Below are 16803 nucleotides of genomic sequence, written 5' to 3' on the forward strand. Positions count from 1 at the left end.
TCGCACGAGACCCGCCCGGTCTTCGACGCCGCTGTGGCGGAGATCACGTGCCTCGCCGGGGTGCCGGGGCGACCCGCCGCACCTGCGCGGTCGTCCTCCGGGCGAGCTGGAGGGCCGTGGATTACGGGGGAACCGAAATCGCATTTGTGTGTTGTTCGCCTGCTGTTCGCTTTCTTGATCACTCGCTGCGCGAAGCTGACGGGCGTTCAAGAGCGACAGTAAGGATGAACATGCGCACGATCACCAAGACGCTCTTCGCCGCGGGCGTGCTCGCCTGCGGTCTGGCGAGCGCCCTGCCCGCACAGGCCGCCGTCGCCGCCGTGGACCCGGCCGGCGTGTGCGGGTCCGGGTTCCGCGTCATCGACTCGCACCCGTTCAAGTCGGGCAGCACGGCGCTGGGCACGATCTACCTGTCCTACAACTCCGGCACCGGCAAGAACTGCGTGGTGACGGTCAACAAGACGCCGTACACCCGGTGGATGCGGGCGACGCTGACCGTGCAGGGCGGCGCGACCAAGACCGACGCCGGTGAGTTCAAGTCGTACGCGGGGCCGGTGATCCTGTCCGCCGTGAACACCTGCGTCAAGTGGGGCGGCGCCTGGGACGAGTCGCCGTACGTGTGGACCAGCGGCTGGAGCCACTGCGGCTGATCGGGGTCGAGGACGTCCGGGCCTCGCCCCCGGGGCCCGGACACCGCGGGACGCGTCAGGCGCTCCAGGCGGCGGTGAGGTCGAGGCGTTCGCGCCACAACTTCTCCCCGCCCCCGCCCGGCTCCCACCGGCCGCAGAACTCCAACAGGTCGCGGCAGCGCGCCACCATCGACGCCTGCCGCTCGGCCCAGGACGGCACCGGGCCGCCGTAGGCGTCGAAGAAGCGCGGCAGCAGGGAGGCGTGCTCGGGGTGGTGGCTGCGGACGATCCACTCGCACCAGGCGAGGTCCTCCACCGGCCGGCCCGGATGGGCCCACTCCCAGTCGAGGATCGCGGTGGTCTCGAACGTGGCGGGGTCGAACAGCAGGTTCTGGGGCCCGTAGTCGCCGTGCACGATGCCGAGGCGGTGGATGCGGGCCAGGACCCGGCCGCACTCGGCCAGCACCTCGGCGGCGCGGCCCTCGTCGAGCAGGTCCTGGCCGTGGGCGCCGGCCACGAAGCGGGTGGTCAGGCTCGTGGCGGTGATCTGGTGGACGCGCGGCACCGGCAGCCGGCCGCGCAGCCGACGCAGGTACCTGCTCTCCGTGCTCAGCCTGAAGGCGGCCTCCGGGCCCTGGTAACACTTGACGACCAGAGCGCCGTCGCCGACCGTGCTGTTGGTGTACCCGTGCTCCACAGCCAACGATTCTGACGCACCGGCCCCCGTTCCGGGCGTCGCGGCGCGCTATCGGGACCGGGCCCGATACACGATGTAAGGGCGGAACAAATAGGTGATCGGGGCCGAAAGGGCGTGCACGAGGCGGCTGAACGGGAAAAGCACGAACAACGCCATCCCGATCACGGTGTGCACCTTGTAAAGGATGCTCGCGTGCCCCATCGCGATGGCGTCCGGGTCGAGCACGAAGATGCCGCGGAACCAGGGGGCGACCGTCGTCCGGTAGCTCACCTCGCTCGGGACGAACCCGGCCACCGTCGTCACCACCCCCGCGACGATCGCCGCGGCGAGCACCACGTACATGGTCTTGTCGTTCTTCGTCGTGGCCAGGAAGACGGGCCCGTTCGTCCGGCGGCGGTAGACCAGCAGGACCAGCGCCACCAGCGTGGCCAGCCCGGCCAGGCCGCCCCAGATCAGGGCGTTGGCGTGGTACGCCTCGTTCGACACGCCGATCGCGTCCGTCCAGGAGAGCGGGACGAGCAGGCCCGTCACGTGCCCGATGATCACGAAGATCAGGCCGTAGTGGAACACCGGGCTGGCCACGCGCAGCAGCGGGCTCTCGTAGAGCTGCGACGAGCGGGTGGTCCAGCCGAACTTGTCGTACTTGTACCGCCAGATCAGGCCGCCGATGAAGATCACCAGGGTGACGTACGGCGCGACCACCCACAACATGCTCTCGCCCCAGCTCATCGGTACCCTCCCACGGTCTCGGCCGGCGGCCCGCCGGCGGCCAGCCGGTGCGCCGCGGCGCGCTCGGCGGCCGTGGGCGGCGGCAGGGCCGCGCACACCGCCCCGATCACCTCCGCGTACGGCGAGCCCAGCTCGGACAGGGCCGACAGCAGCAGATCGAGCCCGACGCGGTGCTCCCTCAGCAGCGTCACCCCGGACGGGTCGAGCGCCGCGAACTCCAGCACGACCGGCAGGAAGTCGGGCAGCTCGTCGTCCATCAGCTCCCAGCCGGCCACACGGTAACGCTGCTTGAGCGCGGCCAGGGACACGCCGCGGCGGCGGGTGTCGCCGTCGGTGTAGTAGGTCAGGTAGAGGCAGCAGCGCCGGTTCAGGTCGAACGTCTCGACGTAGTGCGCGGCCAGGTCGCCCGCTTCCATGTCCGCGATCCGCCCCAGGAACGCCGCGAAATGCGGCTCGGCGGCCTCCCTGATCAGCGGCAGGCGGCGGTGGAAACGTTCGTCGGGATAGGCGAGCAGGTGCGCGGCGGCCTGCCAGATCACGGCCTTGTTCATGATTTCCCCTTTTTCGGGGGGAAGAGTCCTGCTGGGATGCCCCGGCCGTCCCAGTTGAGGAGGTTCACCCGGTCGTGGGTGATCTCGTCGCTGGTCTGGCGGTCCTTGAGCCCGTGGAAGGACTCGACGGAGACCGGCAGCGGCTTGCCCGACGCCTCACCGAAGGGGGCCTGCATGCCGGGGCCGCCGTAGTAGTCGAGGCTGCAGCCGGCCTCCTCGACCACGCCGGGCACGTTGCCGTACGCGGTCGGGATCACGTACCGCTCGTCGTACTTGGCCAGGGCCAGCAGGCGGTACATGGCCTTGATGTCGTCCTCGCTCAGGCCGGTGTCCGGCAGGACCGGCTCCTGCCCCAGGTTGACCCCCCGCATGTACGAGCGCATCGCGGCCAGGCGGCGCAGCGCGGCCGTCACCGGCACGGGATCGCCCGCGGTGAACAGCTCGGCCAGGTACTCCACGGGGATGCGCAGCGACTCGATGGCGGCGAACAGGTTGTCCGCGTCCTCGCCGTCGTGCCCGGTGTTCGCCAGGGCGTCCACGACGGGGGAGAGCGGCGGGACGTACCAGACCATCGGCAACGTCCGGTACTCCGGGTGCAGGGGGAGCGCTATGCGATATTTCATGATCAGGTCGTAGACGGGGGACCTGCGGGCCGCCTCGATCCAGTCGGCGGGCAGCCCCGCCGCGGCCACGGCCGGATCGTCGGGGTCGACGAAGACGCCGAGCTGGGCCTCGTACAGGTCCCGCTCGTCCGCCACGGAGGCGGCCTGGCTCACCCGGTCGGCGTCGTAGAGCAGCACCCCGAGGTAGCGCAGCCGGCCCACGCAGGTCTCCGAGCACACCGTCGGCAGCCCCACCTCGACCCGCGGATAGCAGAACGTGCACTTCTCGGCCTTGCCGGTCCGGTGGTTGAAGTACACCTTCTTGTACGGGCACCCCGTCACGCACATCCGCCAGCCCCGGCAACTGTCCTGGTCCACCAGGACGATCCCGTCCTCGGCCCGCTTGTACATGGCCCCCGACGGGCAGGAGGCCACGCAGGACGGGTTCAGGCAGTGCTCGCAGATGCGCGGCAGGTAGAACATGTACGCCTGCTCGAACTCCAGCCTGACCTGCTCCGACACCTTCCCCAGCACCGGGTCGGGGGACGGGTCGCCGCCCAGGTTGTCGTCCCAGTTCGCGCTCCAGCGGATCTTCATGGGCTCGTTGCTGATCAGTGACCGCGGCGGCGCCACCGGGACGTCGTCGGAGAGCGGGGCGCGGGTCAGGTTCTCGTAGTCGTAGGTCCAGGGCTCGTAGTAGTCCTGGATGGAGGGCATGAGCGGGTTGGCGAAGATGTTGGCCAGCTTGCGGAAGCGCCCGCCGGCGCGCAGCGTCAGCCGGCCCCTGCGGTCGAGCTTCCAGCCGCCCCGCCAGCGTTCCTGGTCCTCGTACCGGCGGGGGTAGCCCTGGCCGGGGCGGGTCTCGACGTTGTTGAACCAGACGTACTCGACGCCGGGACGATTGGTCCAGGTCTGTTTGCAGGTGACGGAACAGGTGTGACAGCCGATGCACTTGTCCAGGTTCATCACCATGGCGATCTGAGCCATGATCTTCATCAGTAGCGCACCTCCTGCGACCTGCGGCGAATGGTGGTGACCTCGTCCCGCTGGTTGCCCGTGGGGCCGAGGTAGTTGAAGGCGTACGAGAGCTGGGCGTAGCCGCCGATCATGTGCGTGGGCTTGATCAGCACCCTGGTCAGCGCGTTGTGGATGCCGCCGCGGCGGCCGGTCTCCTCCGACTTCGGCACGTCGATCAGGCGGTCCTGGGCGTGGAACATGTAGACCGTGCCCTGCGGCATGCGATGGGACACGATGGCCCTGGCCACCACGACGCCGTTGCGGTTGACCGCCTCGATCCAGTCGTTGTCGGCGATGCCGAGCCGGGTCGCGTCCTCGGTGGACATCCAGATGGTCGGGCCGCCGCGCGACAGCGACAACATGAGCAGGTTGTCCTGGTACTCGGAGTGGATCGACCACTTGGAGTGCGGGGTCAGGTAGCGCAGGGTGGCGCTCTCGCCGAAGAGCTCGGCCATGTCCAGCGGCGGGCGGTAGACCGGCAGGGCCTCGCCGTACTCGTGCATCCAGTCGTGGTCGAGGAAGAAGTGCATGCGGCCGGTGAGCGTGTGCCAGGGCTTGCCGTTCTCGACGTTGATCGTGAACGGCGAGTAGCGGCGGTCGTGCGCCTCCTTGCCCGACCACTCCGGGCTGGCCGCGACGTGCGTGGGCCTGGCCTGGGTGTCGGCGAAGACGATGCGGTGGCCCTCGTCCATCAGGTCGTCGAAGCTGCGGCCGGTGCGCCGGGCGAGCTGGCGGAAACCCTGGGCGGCCAGCCTGCCGTTGCTCACCCCGGACAGCGCGAGGATCGTCTCGCACGCCTTGGCGTCGGTGTCCAGCTCGGGACGGCCCTTGGCCACGCCGCGCGGCACCAGGCCGCAGCGCTGGCCGAGCCAGGCGACCTCCTCGTCCGGCATGAAGGTCACGCCCTTGACCTGGAGGCCGAGCTGCTCGGTGAGCGGGCCGAGCGCGGCCAGCTTCTCCGCGACCGCGCCGTAGTCGCGCTCGACCACCTTCAGCGTCGGCTCCGGCGCGCCGGGCGCGCGCCCGCCGGGCTGCCCGGTCTCGCCCGGCGTGTCGTGCTGGTACGGGACCACCACGACGTCCTTGCGCACCCCCAGCCGCTCCTTGGCCAGCGCGCTGAAGGCCCTGGCGATGGCGTGGAAGGCCGCGAAGTCCGTCCTGGTCTCCCAGGGCGGCGAGATGGCCGGGTTGAACGCGTGCACGAACGGGTGCATGTCCGTCGAGGACAGGTCGTACTTCTCGTACCAGGTGGCGGCGGGCAGCACGATGTCGGAGTAGACCGTCGAGGACGTCATCCGGAAGTCGAGCGTGAGCAGCAGGTCCAGCTTCCCCCTCGGCGCCTCGGCGTCGGGGTGCTCCAGGTTGGACGTGGCGCCGAGCAGGTGGTGCAGGAAGTACTCGTTGCCCTTGGCCGACGAGCCGAGCAGGTTCGACCGCCACAGGGTCAGCACCCGCGGCCAGTTGGCCGGGTCGTCGGGGTCCTCGGCGGCGTGCCGGAGCCTGCCCTGCCGCAGCTCCTCCAGCGTGTACGCCACGGGGTCCTCCTGCTCGCCCAGCTCCAGCGGGTTGCGGTCGAAGGCGGGCGACATGGGCATCCAGCCGTTGCGCACGGCCTCGGCCACCAGGTCGGCCGTGTGCCTGCCGCGGAACGCGCCGGGCCCGAGCGGCGAGGTCAGGGCCCCCGCGTCGAACCGGTCGTAACGCCACTGGTCGGTGTGCAGGTACCAGTACGGCGTGCCGGGCGCCTGCCGGGGCGGGCGCGACCAGTCGAGCGCGCCGGCCAGCACCGCCCAGCCGCTCTGCGGACGGCACTTCTCCTGGCCGACGTAATGGGCCCAGCCGCCGCCGTTGCGCCCCTGGCAGCCGGTCAGCAGCAGCAGCGACAGGAACGCCCGGTAGATGGTGTCGCCGTGGAACCACTGGGTGGCGCCCGCGCCCATGATGATCATGCATCGGCCGCGGGTGGTCTCGGCCGTCCTGGCGAACTCGCGGGTGATCTTGACCACCCGCTGGGCCGGGACGCCGGTGACCGGCTCCTGCCAGCCCGGCGTGTACGGCTCGGCCGCGTCGTCGTACCCGCCGGGCCAGACCCCCGGCAGGCCCGGCCTGGGGACGCCGTACTGGGCGAGCAGCAGGTCGAACACGGTCGTCACCAGCCGGTCGCCGACGCGGGCGACCGGCACGCCCCGGCGCAGGGCGCCCTCGCCGTCGAAGCGCGGCAGCAGGAGCTGGGCGGACTCGCCGCCGTACAGGGTGAGCTTGGGGTCGACGTCCAGGTCGAGGTTCCAGCGGCCCTCGCCGGAATCGGTCCAGCGGAAGCCGACCGAGCCGTTCGGGACCACCGGCTCGCCGGACCCGGCCATCAGCACGGTCTTCCACTCGGCCGCCTCCTCCGCCGAGCCCAGGTCCTTGGCCGTGAGGAACTTGTCCGGCACGTACGCGTCCCCGTGCTCGCGCAGCGTGACCAGGAAGGGCAGGTCGGTGCAGCGTTTGACGTAGTCGGTGAAGTAGGGCACCTCGCGGTCGACGAAGAACTCCTTCAGCAGCACGTGGCCCATGGCCATGGCCAGGGCGCCGTCCGTGCCGGGACGCACGCTCAGGAACTCGTCGGCGAACTTGGCCGCGTCGCTGTAGTCGGGCGAGACCACCACGACCTTCTGGCCCCGGTAGCGCGCCTCGGCCATCCAGTGGGCGTCCGGCGTGCGGGTGACCGGGACGTTGGAGCCCCACATCATCAGGTACGCGGCGTCCCACCAGTCGGCCGACTCCGGGACGTCGGTCTGGTCGCCGAACACCTGCGGCGAGGCCACGGGCAGGTCGGCGTACCAGTCGTAGAAGGAGAGCATCGTGCCGCCGATCAGCGACACGAACCGGGAGCCGACGGCGTGGGAGACCATCGACATCGCCGGGATGGGCGAGAACCCCGCGACCCGGTCGGGCCCGTACGCCTGGATGGTGTGCACGTGCGCCGCGGCGATCATCTCGACGGCCAGGTCCCAGGTCACCCGGACGAGCCCGCCCCGGCCGCGGGCGCCCTGGTAGCTCGCCCGCTTCCCCGGATCGGTGGTGACCTCGGCCCAGGCGGCCACCGGGTCGCCCAGCCGCTCCCGCGCCTCCAGGTAGAGCTGGACCAGCACGCCCCGCGCGTACGGGTAGCGGATCCGGGTCGGCGAGTAGGTGTACCAGGAGAAGGCCGCGCCGCGCGGGCAGCCGCGCGGCTCGTACTCCGGCCGGTCGGGGCCCACGCCCGGGTAGTCGGTCTCCTGCGTCTCCCAGGTGATGATGCCGTCCTTGACGAACACCTTCCACGAGCACGAGCCCGTGCAGTTCACCCCGTGCGTCGAGCGCACCACCTTGTCGTGGCTCCACCGGTCGCGGTAGAAGGCGTCGCCTTCCGTGCCGCCTTTCAGGTAGAGGGTCCGCAGGTCACCACTGGTGGCCGATCTGCGGAGGAACCGACCGGTCTTCAGCAGGAGATCCTCGGCGCTCATACCCCCACTTCATCACAGATAGTGACCCTCTGTTACACAGGGTGTATGTCTGCGCTTCGTAAAGGTCAGGTGCGGAACCTGGCGCTGGCCACGGCGGCCTTCGCCGTGACGTTCTGGGCCTGGAACCTCATCGGTCCCCTGTCGGGCAGTTACAGCAGGCAACTGCACCTGTCCGCGACACAGACCTCGCTGCTGGTCGCGATCCCGGTGCTGGTCGGCTCGCTCGGCCGCATCCCCGTGGGTGTGCTGGCCGACCGGCTCGGCGGGCGGCGCATGTTCGCGATCATCTGCTTCGTGTCGATCGTGCCCGTCCTGTTCGTGGGCTGGTCCGAGTCGTACGGGTGGCTGCTGTTCTGGGGGTTCCTCCTGGGCATCCCCGGCACGTCGTTCGCCATCGGCATCCCGTTCGTCAACGCCTGGTACGAGCCCGCCCGCAGAGGGTTCGCCACCGGCGTGTTCGGCGCCGGCATGGGCGGGACCGCGCTGTCGGCGTTCTTCACCCCCCGCCTGGTGGAGGACTTCGGCCGGTTCCCGACCCACCTGCTCATGGCCGCGGTGCTCGCCCTGATGGGCGTGATCATGATCGGCGGCAGCCGCGACTCGCCCGCCTGGTCGCCCGCCACCGCCCCGGCCCTGCCCAGGATGCGCGAGGCCACCAAGCTCAGGGCCACCTGGCAGTGCGCCTTCCTGTACGCCGTCACCTTCGGCGGCTTCGTGGCGTTCTCGACGTACCTGCCGACCCTGCTCCAGAACGTCTACCACTTCGCCCAGACGGGCGCCGGGCTGCGGGCGGCCGGGTTCTCGATCGCCGCCGTCGCCGCCCGGCCGATCGGCGGCACGTTGTCCGACCGGGTCGGGCCGGTCAGGGTGCTGCTCATCTCGCTGGCCGGGACGGTCGTGATGGCGGTCGCGCTGTCGTTCAGGCCGCCCGCCGAGGTGCCCGCCGGGGCGTGCTTCGTGCTCATCGCCTTCTTCCTCGGGCTCGGCACGGGCGGCGTCTTCGCCCTGGTGGCCAAGCTGGTCGAGGCGTCGAAGGTGGGGACGGTGACAGGGCTCGTGGGCGCGGCCGGCGGCCTCGGCGGGTACTTCCCGCCGCTGGTGATGGGGGCCGTCTACGGCGCGTCCGGGTCGTACACCGTGGGCTACCTGCTGCTCGCGCTGACCGCCCTGGTCACTTTGCTCTACACCGTGCGCACGTTCCGGCACGTGCCCGATCGTTAGCCAGGCGAAAAACCGTTTGCCGGGCCGGTCGATGGCTTGTCAACCTTGTCAGGCTATGCGCTCCCTTCCTGAGGCCGATCCCGGCCTGCCCGACATCCGCAGCCCGTTCCGCTACCTGTGGTGGAACGCGCGGCGTCAGGGGCGTGCCCTGCTCGCCGGCATCGGCTTCGCCACCCTGTGGTGGCTGGTGCAGGCGCTCGTGCCCGCGGTGCTCGGCAAGGGCATCGACGCGGTCACCGCCAAGGACACCGGGGCGCTGCTGACCTGGGCGTCGATCCTGCTCGGGCTGGGGCTGCTGCAGGCCTTCACCGGGATCATGCGGCACCGGATGGCGGTGTTCAACTGGTTGTCGGCGGCCTACCGCACCGTTCAGGTGACCGCGCGGCAGGCCGCCAGGCTCGGGGCGACGCTGCCCAAGAAGGTCTCGACCGGCGAGGTCGTCAGCGTCGGCAACTCCGACATCGCCCACATCGGCAGTTCCATGGACATCCTGCTGCGCGGCGTCGGCTCCGTCGTGGCCATCGTCGCGGTCACCGTGATCCTGCTGACGACCTCGGTCCCGCTCGGGCTGCTCGTGCTGTTCGGCGTGCCGCTCATGGCGGTCGCCGTCTCGCCGCTGCTCAAGCCGCTGCACCGGCGGCAGAAGCGGCAGCGCGAGCTGACCGGCGACCTGTCCACCAGGGCCGCCGACATCGTGGCCGGCCTGCGGGTGCTCCGCGGCATCGGCGGCGAGCACGTGTTCGCCGGCCGCTACGGTGAGGAGTCCCAGCGCGTGCGCCATGCCGGCGTGGGCGTGGCCCGGGTCGAGTCGCTGCTCGAAGGCGCCCAGATCCTGCTGCCCGGTCTGCTCATCGCGGCCGTCACCGGCATCGGCGCCACGTTCGCGGTCGGCGGCGAGATCAGCACCGGCGACCTCGTCGCGCTCTACGGCTACGCCGCCTTCCTCATCGGCCCGCTGCGCACCTTGACCGAGGCCGCTGACAAGCTCACCAAGGGCCATGTCGCGGCCCGCCGCGTCATCCGCATCCTGGCGATCGAGCCCGAGGTCGCCGGCGGCACCGAGACCAGCGGCGGCGGCGTGCTGCGCGACTCCTACAGCGGCGTCACCCTCCAGCCGGGCATGCTCACCGCCGTCGCGGCCGACGCCCCCGAGGAGGCCGCCGCCATCGCCGACCGCCTCGGCCGGTACGCGCCGGGCGACGTCACCTTCGGCGCCGTCGAGCTGGCCACGCTGCCGATGGCCGAGATCCGCGCGCGCATCCTGGTCGCCGGCAACGACGCCCGCCTGTTCACCGGCAGGCTCAGGACCGAGCTCGACGTCCGCGACGCGGCCACCGACGAGGACGTGCGCGAGGCCCTGCACGCCGCCTGCGCCGAGGACATCGTCGAGGCGTTGCCCGACGGCCTCGACGCCGAGGTGTCCGAGGCCGGGCGCGAGTTCTCCGGCGGTCAGCAGCAGCGGCTGCGCCTGGCGCGGGCCCTGGTCGCCGACCCCGAGGTGCTCATCCTGGTCGAGCCCACCAGCGCCGTCGACGCCCACAGCGAGGCCCGCATCGCCGAGCGGCTGGCCAAGGCGCGCGCGGGCCGCACCACCATGATCTGCACGACCAGCCCGCTGGTGCTCGACCGCGCCGACCACGTGGTCTACGTGGCCGGCGGCCGGGTGCTGGCCGAGGGGACACACCGGCACCTGCTGGACGCGTCCCCCGAATACGCCGCGACCGTGACCCGAGGGGAGGGCTGACCGTGGCCCGCGAGATCCTGCCGGTCGCCGACCGGAAACAGGTGCGCGCCTACGCGCGCAGGCTGACGCTGAAGTACCCGCGGCAGCTCACCGTCGCCCTGGCCCTGCACGGCCTGGCCGCCGTCGCCGGGCTCGTCGTGCCGTGGCAGCTCGGCAGCCTGGTCCAGACCGTCCAGGACGGCGGCGAGGTCGACGGGCTGCTCGTGGCCGTCGTCATCGGCGCGTTCCTGTTCCTCCAGGGCCTGCTGGTCCGCTTCGCCGTGCTGGCCTCGGCCAGGCTGGGGGAGAGGGTGCTGGCCGAGCTGCGCGAGGAGTTCGTCGACCGGGTGCTCGGCCTGCCGCTGTCCACGGTCGAGCGGGCGGGCGCCGGCGACCTGATCACCCGTACCTCCCGCGACGTCGACTCGCTGTCCAGGACCGTCCGGCACGCCGTGCCCGAGACGCTCATCGCGCTGGTCACCTTCGTGATCACCATGGGCGCGCTGGTGCTGGTCAGCCCGCAGCTCATGCTGCCGATGCTGGTCGCCGGCCCGCTGATCTGGTTCGCGACCCGCTGGTACCTCCAGCGGGCGCGCGACGGCTACCTGCGCGAGAACGCCGCGTACGCCGACATGACCGAGGGTCTGGCCGAGACCGTCGAGGGCGCGCGGGCCGTGGAGGCGCTCGGCCTCCAGCAACGCCGGCGCGAGCGCACCGACGGCGACATCCGCCGCTCCTACGCCGCCGAGCGCTACACCCTGGGCCTGCGGACGATCTGGTTCCCCGCGGTCGAGCTCGGCTACGTGATCCCGGTGGTCTCCACGCTCCTGGTCGGCGGCCTGTTCTACACCAACGACTGGGTGACGGTCCAGCAGGTCACCGCCGCCCTGGTCTACGCCCAGCAGCTCATCGACCCGCTCGACCGGTTCCTCATGTGGATCGACGAGCTCCAGGTGGGCGGCGCGGCCATGGCCCGGCTGCTCGGCGTGGCCAACGTGCCCGACGACCGCGAGCCCTCCGCCGCCCGCCCGGCCGGCGAGCTGCTGAGGGCCGACGACGTCAGGTACGCCTACCGCGAGGGCCGCGACGTGCTGCACGGCGTGTCGCTGACCGTCGAGCCGGGCGAGCGGCTGGCCATGGTGGGCCCGTCGGGGGCCGGCAAGTCCACGCTCGGGCGGCTGCTGGCCGGCATCCACGGGCCGCGTACCGGCGAGGTCAGCGTGGGCGGCGTGCCGCTGGTCGACCTGCCGCTCGACGACCTGCGCGGGCATGTCGCGCTGGTCACCCAGGAGCACCACGTCTTCAAGGGCACCGTCCGCGACAACCTGCTGATCGCCCGCCCCGGCGCGGACGACGCGGCGGTGCGCGCGGCGCTGGCCGCGGTCGACGCGCTCGGCTGGGTGGAGACGCTGCCCGAGGGGCTGGAGACCGAGGTCGGGTCCGGTGGCACGGCCGTGCCGCCCGCGCAGGCGCAGCAGCTCGCGCTGGCGCGGCTGGTCCTCGCCGACCCGCACACGCTGGTGCTCGACGAGGCCACCTCGCTGATCGACCCACGGGCCGCGCGCGACCTGGAACGCTCGCTGGCCGCCGTGCTGGAGGGCCGTACGGTGATCGCCATCGCCCACCGGCTCTACACCGCGCACGACGCCGACCGGGTGGCCGTCGTGGAGGGCGGCCGGATCACCGAGCTGGGCCCGCACGAGGAGCTGGTCGCCGAGGGCGGCTCGTACGCGGCCCTGTGGGCGAGCTGGCACGGCACCCCCGCCACCACTCCCTAGGCCACGGGCTCCCAGACCGGTCCTTCGGCCGTGTCCCGTGCACGGCCGAAGACCACGTCGGCGAAGTGGATGCCGAAGCCGATCGTGTCGGGTCGCAGCAGCTCCTTGACCAGCCGCCGCCGGTGCACGGTCGACTCCACGCGGTCCAGGTCGGAGCCCGCCGGCCACTCGGGGTGGCGCACCTGCACGGGGGAGTGCAGAGCGTCGCCGAAGGCCAGCAGCCGCTGTCCGCCCGAGGTGATCGTGTAGGCCGTGTGCCCGGCGGTGTGGCCGGGCGCGGACGTGGCCCGCACACCCGGGAAGATCTCCTCGCCGTCGCCGAACGTCCTTACCCGGGGAGCCATGGTCGTCAGGGCCTCCTCCGGCGTGCCGAAGTCCAGGGTCCGGTGGCGTTCGGTCCATTCCGGCTCGGCGAACAGGTACTCGGCGGACGGGAACGCGGGCCCGCCGGCGGCAGGGTGCCAGGCCCAGCCGATGTGGTCGATGTGCAGGTGGGTGAAGGCCACCGCCTCGACGTCCTCGGGACGGCGGCCCAGCCGGGCGAGGTTGGCCGGCAGGTCGCCGCCGCGCAGCTCGCCGATCAGCGGGTCGGCGGGGTCGTCCGGCTGGTGCACCGGGCCCACCCCCGCGTCGATCAACAGGGCCCGCTCGCCCGCCTCCACCAGCAGGCCGCCGATGCCCGCCACGAGGTTGCCGGTCTCGTCCAGGTGGTCGGCGTGCACGGCCCAGTCGCGTTCGGTCGTGCCCGGCAGCCAGCCGTACGGCTTGAGCCGCACGCTCCCGTCCGGCACGAACGTGACCTTGAGGTCGCCGACCCGCAGCGACCGGAGGGTGGCAGGGCGGCGCAGGCGAAGGCTCGCAGAAGTGCTCATGGCGGAAACTTACAACTAGAACCTTTAAAGCTGCAAACATCCAAGCTTGAGGTAGTTTTGGGGTATGACAACGTCCGAAGCCGAAGCGCGGGCCGCGGCCGAGCGGAACCTCTGCGGCCTGGTGGGCACGCTCGCCAGGCAGATCGAGGGGCACGTCAGGGAACGCGCGGCCGCGCTCGACCTCACCACCGCCCAGGCGGTGGCGCTGCGCGAGCTGACCGGCCCGATGACCATGAGCGACCTGGCGGGGCGCATGGGGTGCGAGCCATCCAACGCCACGTTCGTCATCGACCGGCTGGAGCGGCAGGGGGTCGTGGAGCGCCGCCCCCATCCGGGCGACCGGCGGGCCAAGCTGCTCGTGCTCACCCAGGAGGGCGCCGGCCTGCGGGAGCGCTTGCTGGGCCTGCTGACCGAGGGCTCGCCGCTGGCCGCGCTCACGCCTGAGGAGCAGTCCGTGCTCCAGGGGCTGCTGGAGCGGGCGGCGCCGCGGTAGCGCCCGCGGGGTTGCGATGATCGTCCGGCGCTGTCAGCATCGTCGGAGTGAGCACCTGGCAGCGCGCATGGGAAGGCGTGCTCGCACTTCTCGCCCTGCTGGGCCTGGCGCTCGTCCTGATCACTACGGTGAGTGACCGCCTGCTCGACATCCTCGCCCACGCCGGGCAGCTCGGCCTGATCGTCATGGGGTTCGGCCTGTCGCTGCGCACCGGCACGCCCAATCTGGCCGTGGGCGCGGTCGCCGCCGCGAGCGGCGCCTTCGTGGCGTTCACGGCGGGCGCCGGGGTGCCGTTGCCGCTGGCGATGCTGCTCGCGCTCGTGCTCGCCGGGCTCCTGGGGGCCGCCATGAGCGTGTTCACGATGTTGCTGTCGGCCCCGGCCTGGGCCGTCACCCTCGGGGCGGCCGTCGTGTGCGAGGCCCTGGCCGTCGCGCTGCTCGGCGACGGGGCGATCCCGCTGGCGACCGCCGCGCTCTATCCCGGCCCGCTGGGGTTCGCCGTGTTCGCGGTCGTCTCGATCGCCGGCGGCCTGCTGTGGAACCGGCAGGAGGTGCGCAAGGAGCTGGGCGCCGGCTGGCCCGGCGCGGTGCTCGGCCTCGCCGGGTCGAGCATGCTCGCCGCCGCGGGCGGCATCGCGCTGCTCCTGCGTCTCGGCGCGGCGCCCCCGGGCGACCAGGGGCTCTACAGCACCGTGTTCGCGCTCGCCGCCGTCCTCCTGGGAGGCACCAGCCCGTACGGCGAGCGCGCCGGCGTGGCGGGCACCGTGCTCGGCGTGCTGATCCTGGCCGTGGCGCAGGGCCTGCTCGCCTACCTCGGCGCCCCCCTGTGGGTGTTCCTGGTGGTCATGGGGCTGGTCGTGCTGATCGGCCTGGGGGCGTCGAGGCTGCTCGACGCCCTGCGGACCGCCTAGCCCAGCGCCTTCTTCAGGAAGTCGACCTGGAGCAGGAGCAGGTTCTCGGCCACGACCTCCTGGGGCGTCATGTGCGTCACGCCCGACAGCGGCAGCACGCTGTGCTGGCGGCCGGCCGCGAGCAGCGCCGAGGACAGGCGCAGCGTGTGGGCGGCCACCACGTTGTCGTCGGCCAGGCCGTGGACCAGGAGCAGCGGGCGTTCGAGCTTGGGCGCGTCGGCGAACAGCGAGGAGTTGTCGTAGACCTCGGGCTGCTCGTCGGGGTGGCCCAGGTAGCGCTCGGTGTAGCAGGTGTCGTACAGCCGCCAGTCGGTCACCGGCGCGCCGGCCACCGCCGCGTGGAAGACGTCGGGACGCCGCAGCACGGCGAGCGCGGCCAGGAAGCCGCCGAACGACCAGCCGCGGATGGCCACCCTCGACAGGTCGAGGTCGTCGGGATACTGCTCGGCCACGCCCTGCAGGGCGTCGATCTGGTCCTCCAGCGCCGGGGTCGCCAGGTCGCCCAGCACCGCCCGCTCGAACGCGGGACCGCGGCCCGGCGTGCCGCGGCCGTCGGCCACGATCACGGCGAAGCCCTGCTCGGCGAACCACTGGCTCTCCAGGAACGCGCCGCGCCGGTTGAGCACCCGCTGGGCGTGCGGGCCGCCGTACGGGTCCATCAGGACCGGCAGCCGGCCCGAGCCCTGCTCGTACCAGGACGGCAGCACCACGGCCGTGGCCAGCTCCCGGCGGCCCGAACGCCCCAGCGACACCCGCAGGTCGAGCCCGGGACGCTCGGCGTACGACGGGATCGGGACCGCCATGCCGTCGCGCCGCACCACCGTGGTCGAGACGCCCTCGGCGTCGAGACTCTGCTCCGACAACACGCCGACGCCGCCGGACATCCGCCCCGAGAACACCCCGGACCGGGTCGAGACCGGCAGCAGCGAGTGGCCGTCCCAGGTCCACAGGTGGATGTCGGTCGGGTCGCCGCCGCTGGCGCTGAACAGCACGCTGTCGTGGTCGACGTCGAGCACCGACCGGACCTGGAGGGTGGGCGGCGTGACCGCGCGGTCGCCGACGAACAGCCGGTGGCCGCCCTCCGACGTGGCCACCCAGACCAGCGAGCCGTCGTCGAGGTGCGCCGGCACGCCGGTCACGACGTCGACCCAGGCCGGGTCGGTGTCCTCGCGGACCAGCGTGGACGCGCCGGTCGCCGGATCGACGGAGAACAGCCGCAGCGTCTTCTGGTCGCGCGTCATCGTCACGATCGACAGCGCGTGGTCGTCCCAGGCGGCCGTCGTGAGGTACTCCTCCTCGAACGGCACCGCCACCCGCGACCCGTCGAGCCCGAGCACGAACAGCTCGGTACGGGCGTTGGGCGTGCCGGCCGCCGGGTAGCGCTGGGCCACGGCCGGACGGGAGGGGTTGGCCGGGTCGGCGATGTACCAGGTGTCGACCGGCTCCTCGTCGGCCCGCTCGACCAGCAGCGCGTCGCCCGACGGCGACCACCAGTAGCCGCGCATCCGGTCCATCTCCTCGGCGGCGATGAACTCGGCCAGGCCGTAGGTGACGGTCGGCGACTCCGGCGTGGCGAGCACCTCGCCGCGCCCCGAGTCGAGGTCCTGGACGTGCAGGGCGCCGCCGGTGACGTAGGCGACCTGCCGCCCGTCGGGGGACAGCCGGGGGTCGATGACCGCGCCCGGCGTCTCCAGCCTGCGGGTCTCGCCGCTCGCCAGCTCGACGACGTAGAGCCCGCCGGACAGGGCGAAGGCCGCCCTGGTCAGCGCGGCGTCGGCGCCGTAGGCCACCACGCCGCCGGCCGCCTCACGGCTGCGCTCGCGCCGCGCCCGCTCCTCCGGCGGCAGGTCCTCGTCATCGGCGTGGAGGGTGCGGGGATCGACCAGCAGGCGTTCGACGTGGGTTTCGGTGTCGAGCTCCCACAGGCAGGTGACCGGGTCGGTGCCGGACCTCGTCCGCAGGAAGACCACTCGTCCGCCGTCGGGGGAGATCGTGAACCCCCTGGGCACTCCCAGGGTGAACCGGCGGGTCCTTGCCGACAGTCGCGGGAAGCTCTCACTCATGGGCTCAATCCTGCCAGTATCCAGCC

13 protein-coding genes are annotated in these 16803 nt (G+C 72.1%); 6 read left to right on the top strand and 7 right to left on the bottom strand.

The window, feature by feature from the left end; all coding sequences use genetic code 11:
• Positions 1-230: 230 nt before the first annotated feature.
• Positions 231-650, top strand: a complete 420-nt coding sequence (locus tag ACNF49_RS10405) for a spore-associated protein A (RefSeq protein ID WP_482943543.1) — start codon at positions 231-233, stop codon at positions 648-650.
• A gap of 55 nt (positions 651-705) precedes the next feature.
• On the opposite strand, the gene ACNF49_RS10410 is transcribed toward ACNF49_RS10405, so the two are convergent.
• Genes ACNF49_RS10410 through ACNF49_RS10430 form a run of 5 tightly spaced genes read right to left on the bottom strand, consistent with a single transcriptional unit; the run spans position 706 to position 7716 of the window.
• Positions 706-1326 (bottom strand): phosphotransferase, encoded by a 621-nt coding sequence (locus ACNF49_RS10410; protein ID WP_357974448.1) that lies wholly within the window; start codon positions 1324-1326, stop codon positions 706-708.
• A gap of 48 nt (positions 1327-1374) precedes the next feature.
• Positions 1375-2055: a respiratory nitrate reductase subunit gamma gene (gene narI, locus ACNF49_RS10415; RefSeq protein ID WP_357974445.1), complete on the bottom strand. Its 681-nt coding sequence runs from the start codon at positions 2053-2055 to the stop codon at positions 1375-1377.
• Positions 2052-2606, bottom strand: coding sequence for a nitrate reductase molybdenum cofactor assembly chaperone (narJ, locus tag ACNF49_RS10420; protein WP_357974442.1), 555 nt, complete (start codon positions 2604-2606; stop codon positions 2052-2054). The genes narI and narJ overlap by 4 nt, the downstream gene beginning before the upstream one ends.
• Complete coding sequence (gene narH / locus ACNF49_RS10425; RefSeq protein ID WP_357974439.1) at positions 2603-4204, bottom strand: nitrate reductase subunit beta; 1602 nt, start codon at positions 4202-4204, stop codon at positions 2603-2605. Before narH ends, narJ begins: the two co-directional genes overlap by 4 nt.
• Positions 4204-7716 carry a nitrate reductase subunit alpha gene (locus tag ACNF49_RS10430; protein ID WP_482943544.1) on the bottom strand — a complete coding sequence of 1171 codons (3513 nt, stop codon included), beginning with the start codon at positions 7714-7716 and terminating at the stop codon, positions 4204-4206. The genes narH and ACNF49_RS10430 overlap by 1 nt, the downstream gene beginning before the upstream one ends.
• Before the next feature lie 45 nt (positions 7717-7761).
• Between ACNF49_RS10430 and ACNF49_RS10435 the strand changes: the two genes are divergently transcribed.
• Genes ACNF49_RS10435 through ACNF49_RS10445 form a run of 3 tightly spaced genes read left to right on the top strand, consistent with a single transcriptional unit; the run spans position 7762 to position 12438 of the window.
• Entirely contained in the window at positions 7762-8937 is a 1176-nt protein-coding gene (locus ACNF49_RS10435; protein ID WP_357974433.1) for an MFS transporter, read from the top strand.
• Positions 8938-8992: 55 nt separating this feature from the next.
• Positions 8993-10681, top strand: coding sequence for an ABC transporter ATP-binding protein (locus ACNF49_RS10440; protein ID WP_482943545.1), 1689 nt, complete (start codon positions 8993-8995; stop codon positions 10679-10681).
• 2 nt (positions 10682-10683) lie between these two features.
• Positions 10684-12438 (top strand): ABC transporter ATP-binding protein, encoded by a 1755-nt coding sequence (locus tag ACNF49_RS10445; protein ID WP_482943546.1) that lies wholly within the window; start codon positions 10684-10686, stop codon positions 12436-12438.
• On the opposite strand, the gene ACNF49_RS10450 is transcribed toward ACNF49_RS10445, so the two are convergent.
• Positions 12435-13310: an MBL fold metallo-hydrolase gene (locus ACNF49_RS10450; protein ID WP_482943547.1), complete on the bottom strand. Its 876-nt coding sequence runs from the start codon at positions 13308-13310 to the stop codon at positions 12435-12437. The two genes, ACNF49_RS10445 and ACNF49_RS10450, sit on opposite strands and share 4 nt — an antisense overlap.
• Positions 13311-13374: 64 nt before the next feature.
• On the opposite strand from ACNF49_RS10450, the gene ACNF49_RS10455 reads away from it, so the two are divergent.
• The gene (locus ACNF49_RS10455) at positions 13375-13803 is read left to right on the top strand and encodes a MarR family winged helix-turn-helix transcriptional regulator (RefSeq protein ID WP_357974420.1); all 429 of its coding nucleotides are present in this window, start codon (positions 13375-13377) and stop codon (positions 13801-13803) included.
• A 47-nt stretch (positions 13804-13850) separates the two neighbouring features.
• Entirely contained in the window at positions 13851-14714 is an 864-nt protein-coding gene (locus tag ACNF49_RS10460; RefSeq protein WP_357974417.1) for an ABC transporter permease subunit, read from the top strand.
• Here the strand turns inward: ACNF49_RS10460 and ACNF49_RS10465 are convergent.
• Positions 14711-16777 carry a S9 family peptidase gene (locus tag ACNF49_RS10465; RefSeq protein ID WP_482943548.1) on the bottom strand — a complete coding sequence of 689 codons (2067 nt, stop codon included), beginning with the start codon at positions 16775-16777 and terminating at the stop codon, positions 14711-14713. The two genes, ACNF49_RS10460 and ACNF49_RS10465, sit on opposite strands and share 4 nt — an antisense overlap.
• Positions 16778-16803 lie beyond the last annotated feature (26 nt).

Source organism: Actinomadura sp. ATCC 39365, from assembly GCF_054392275.1.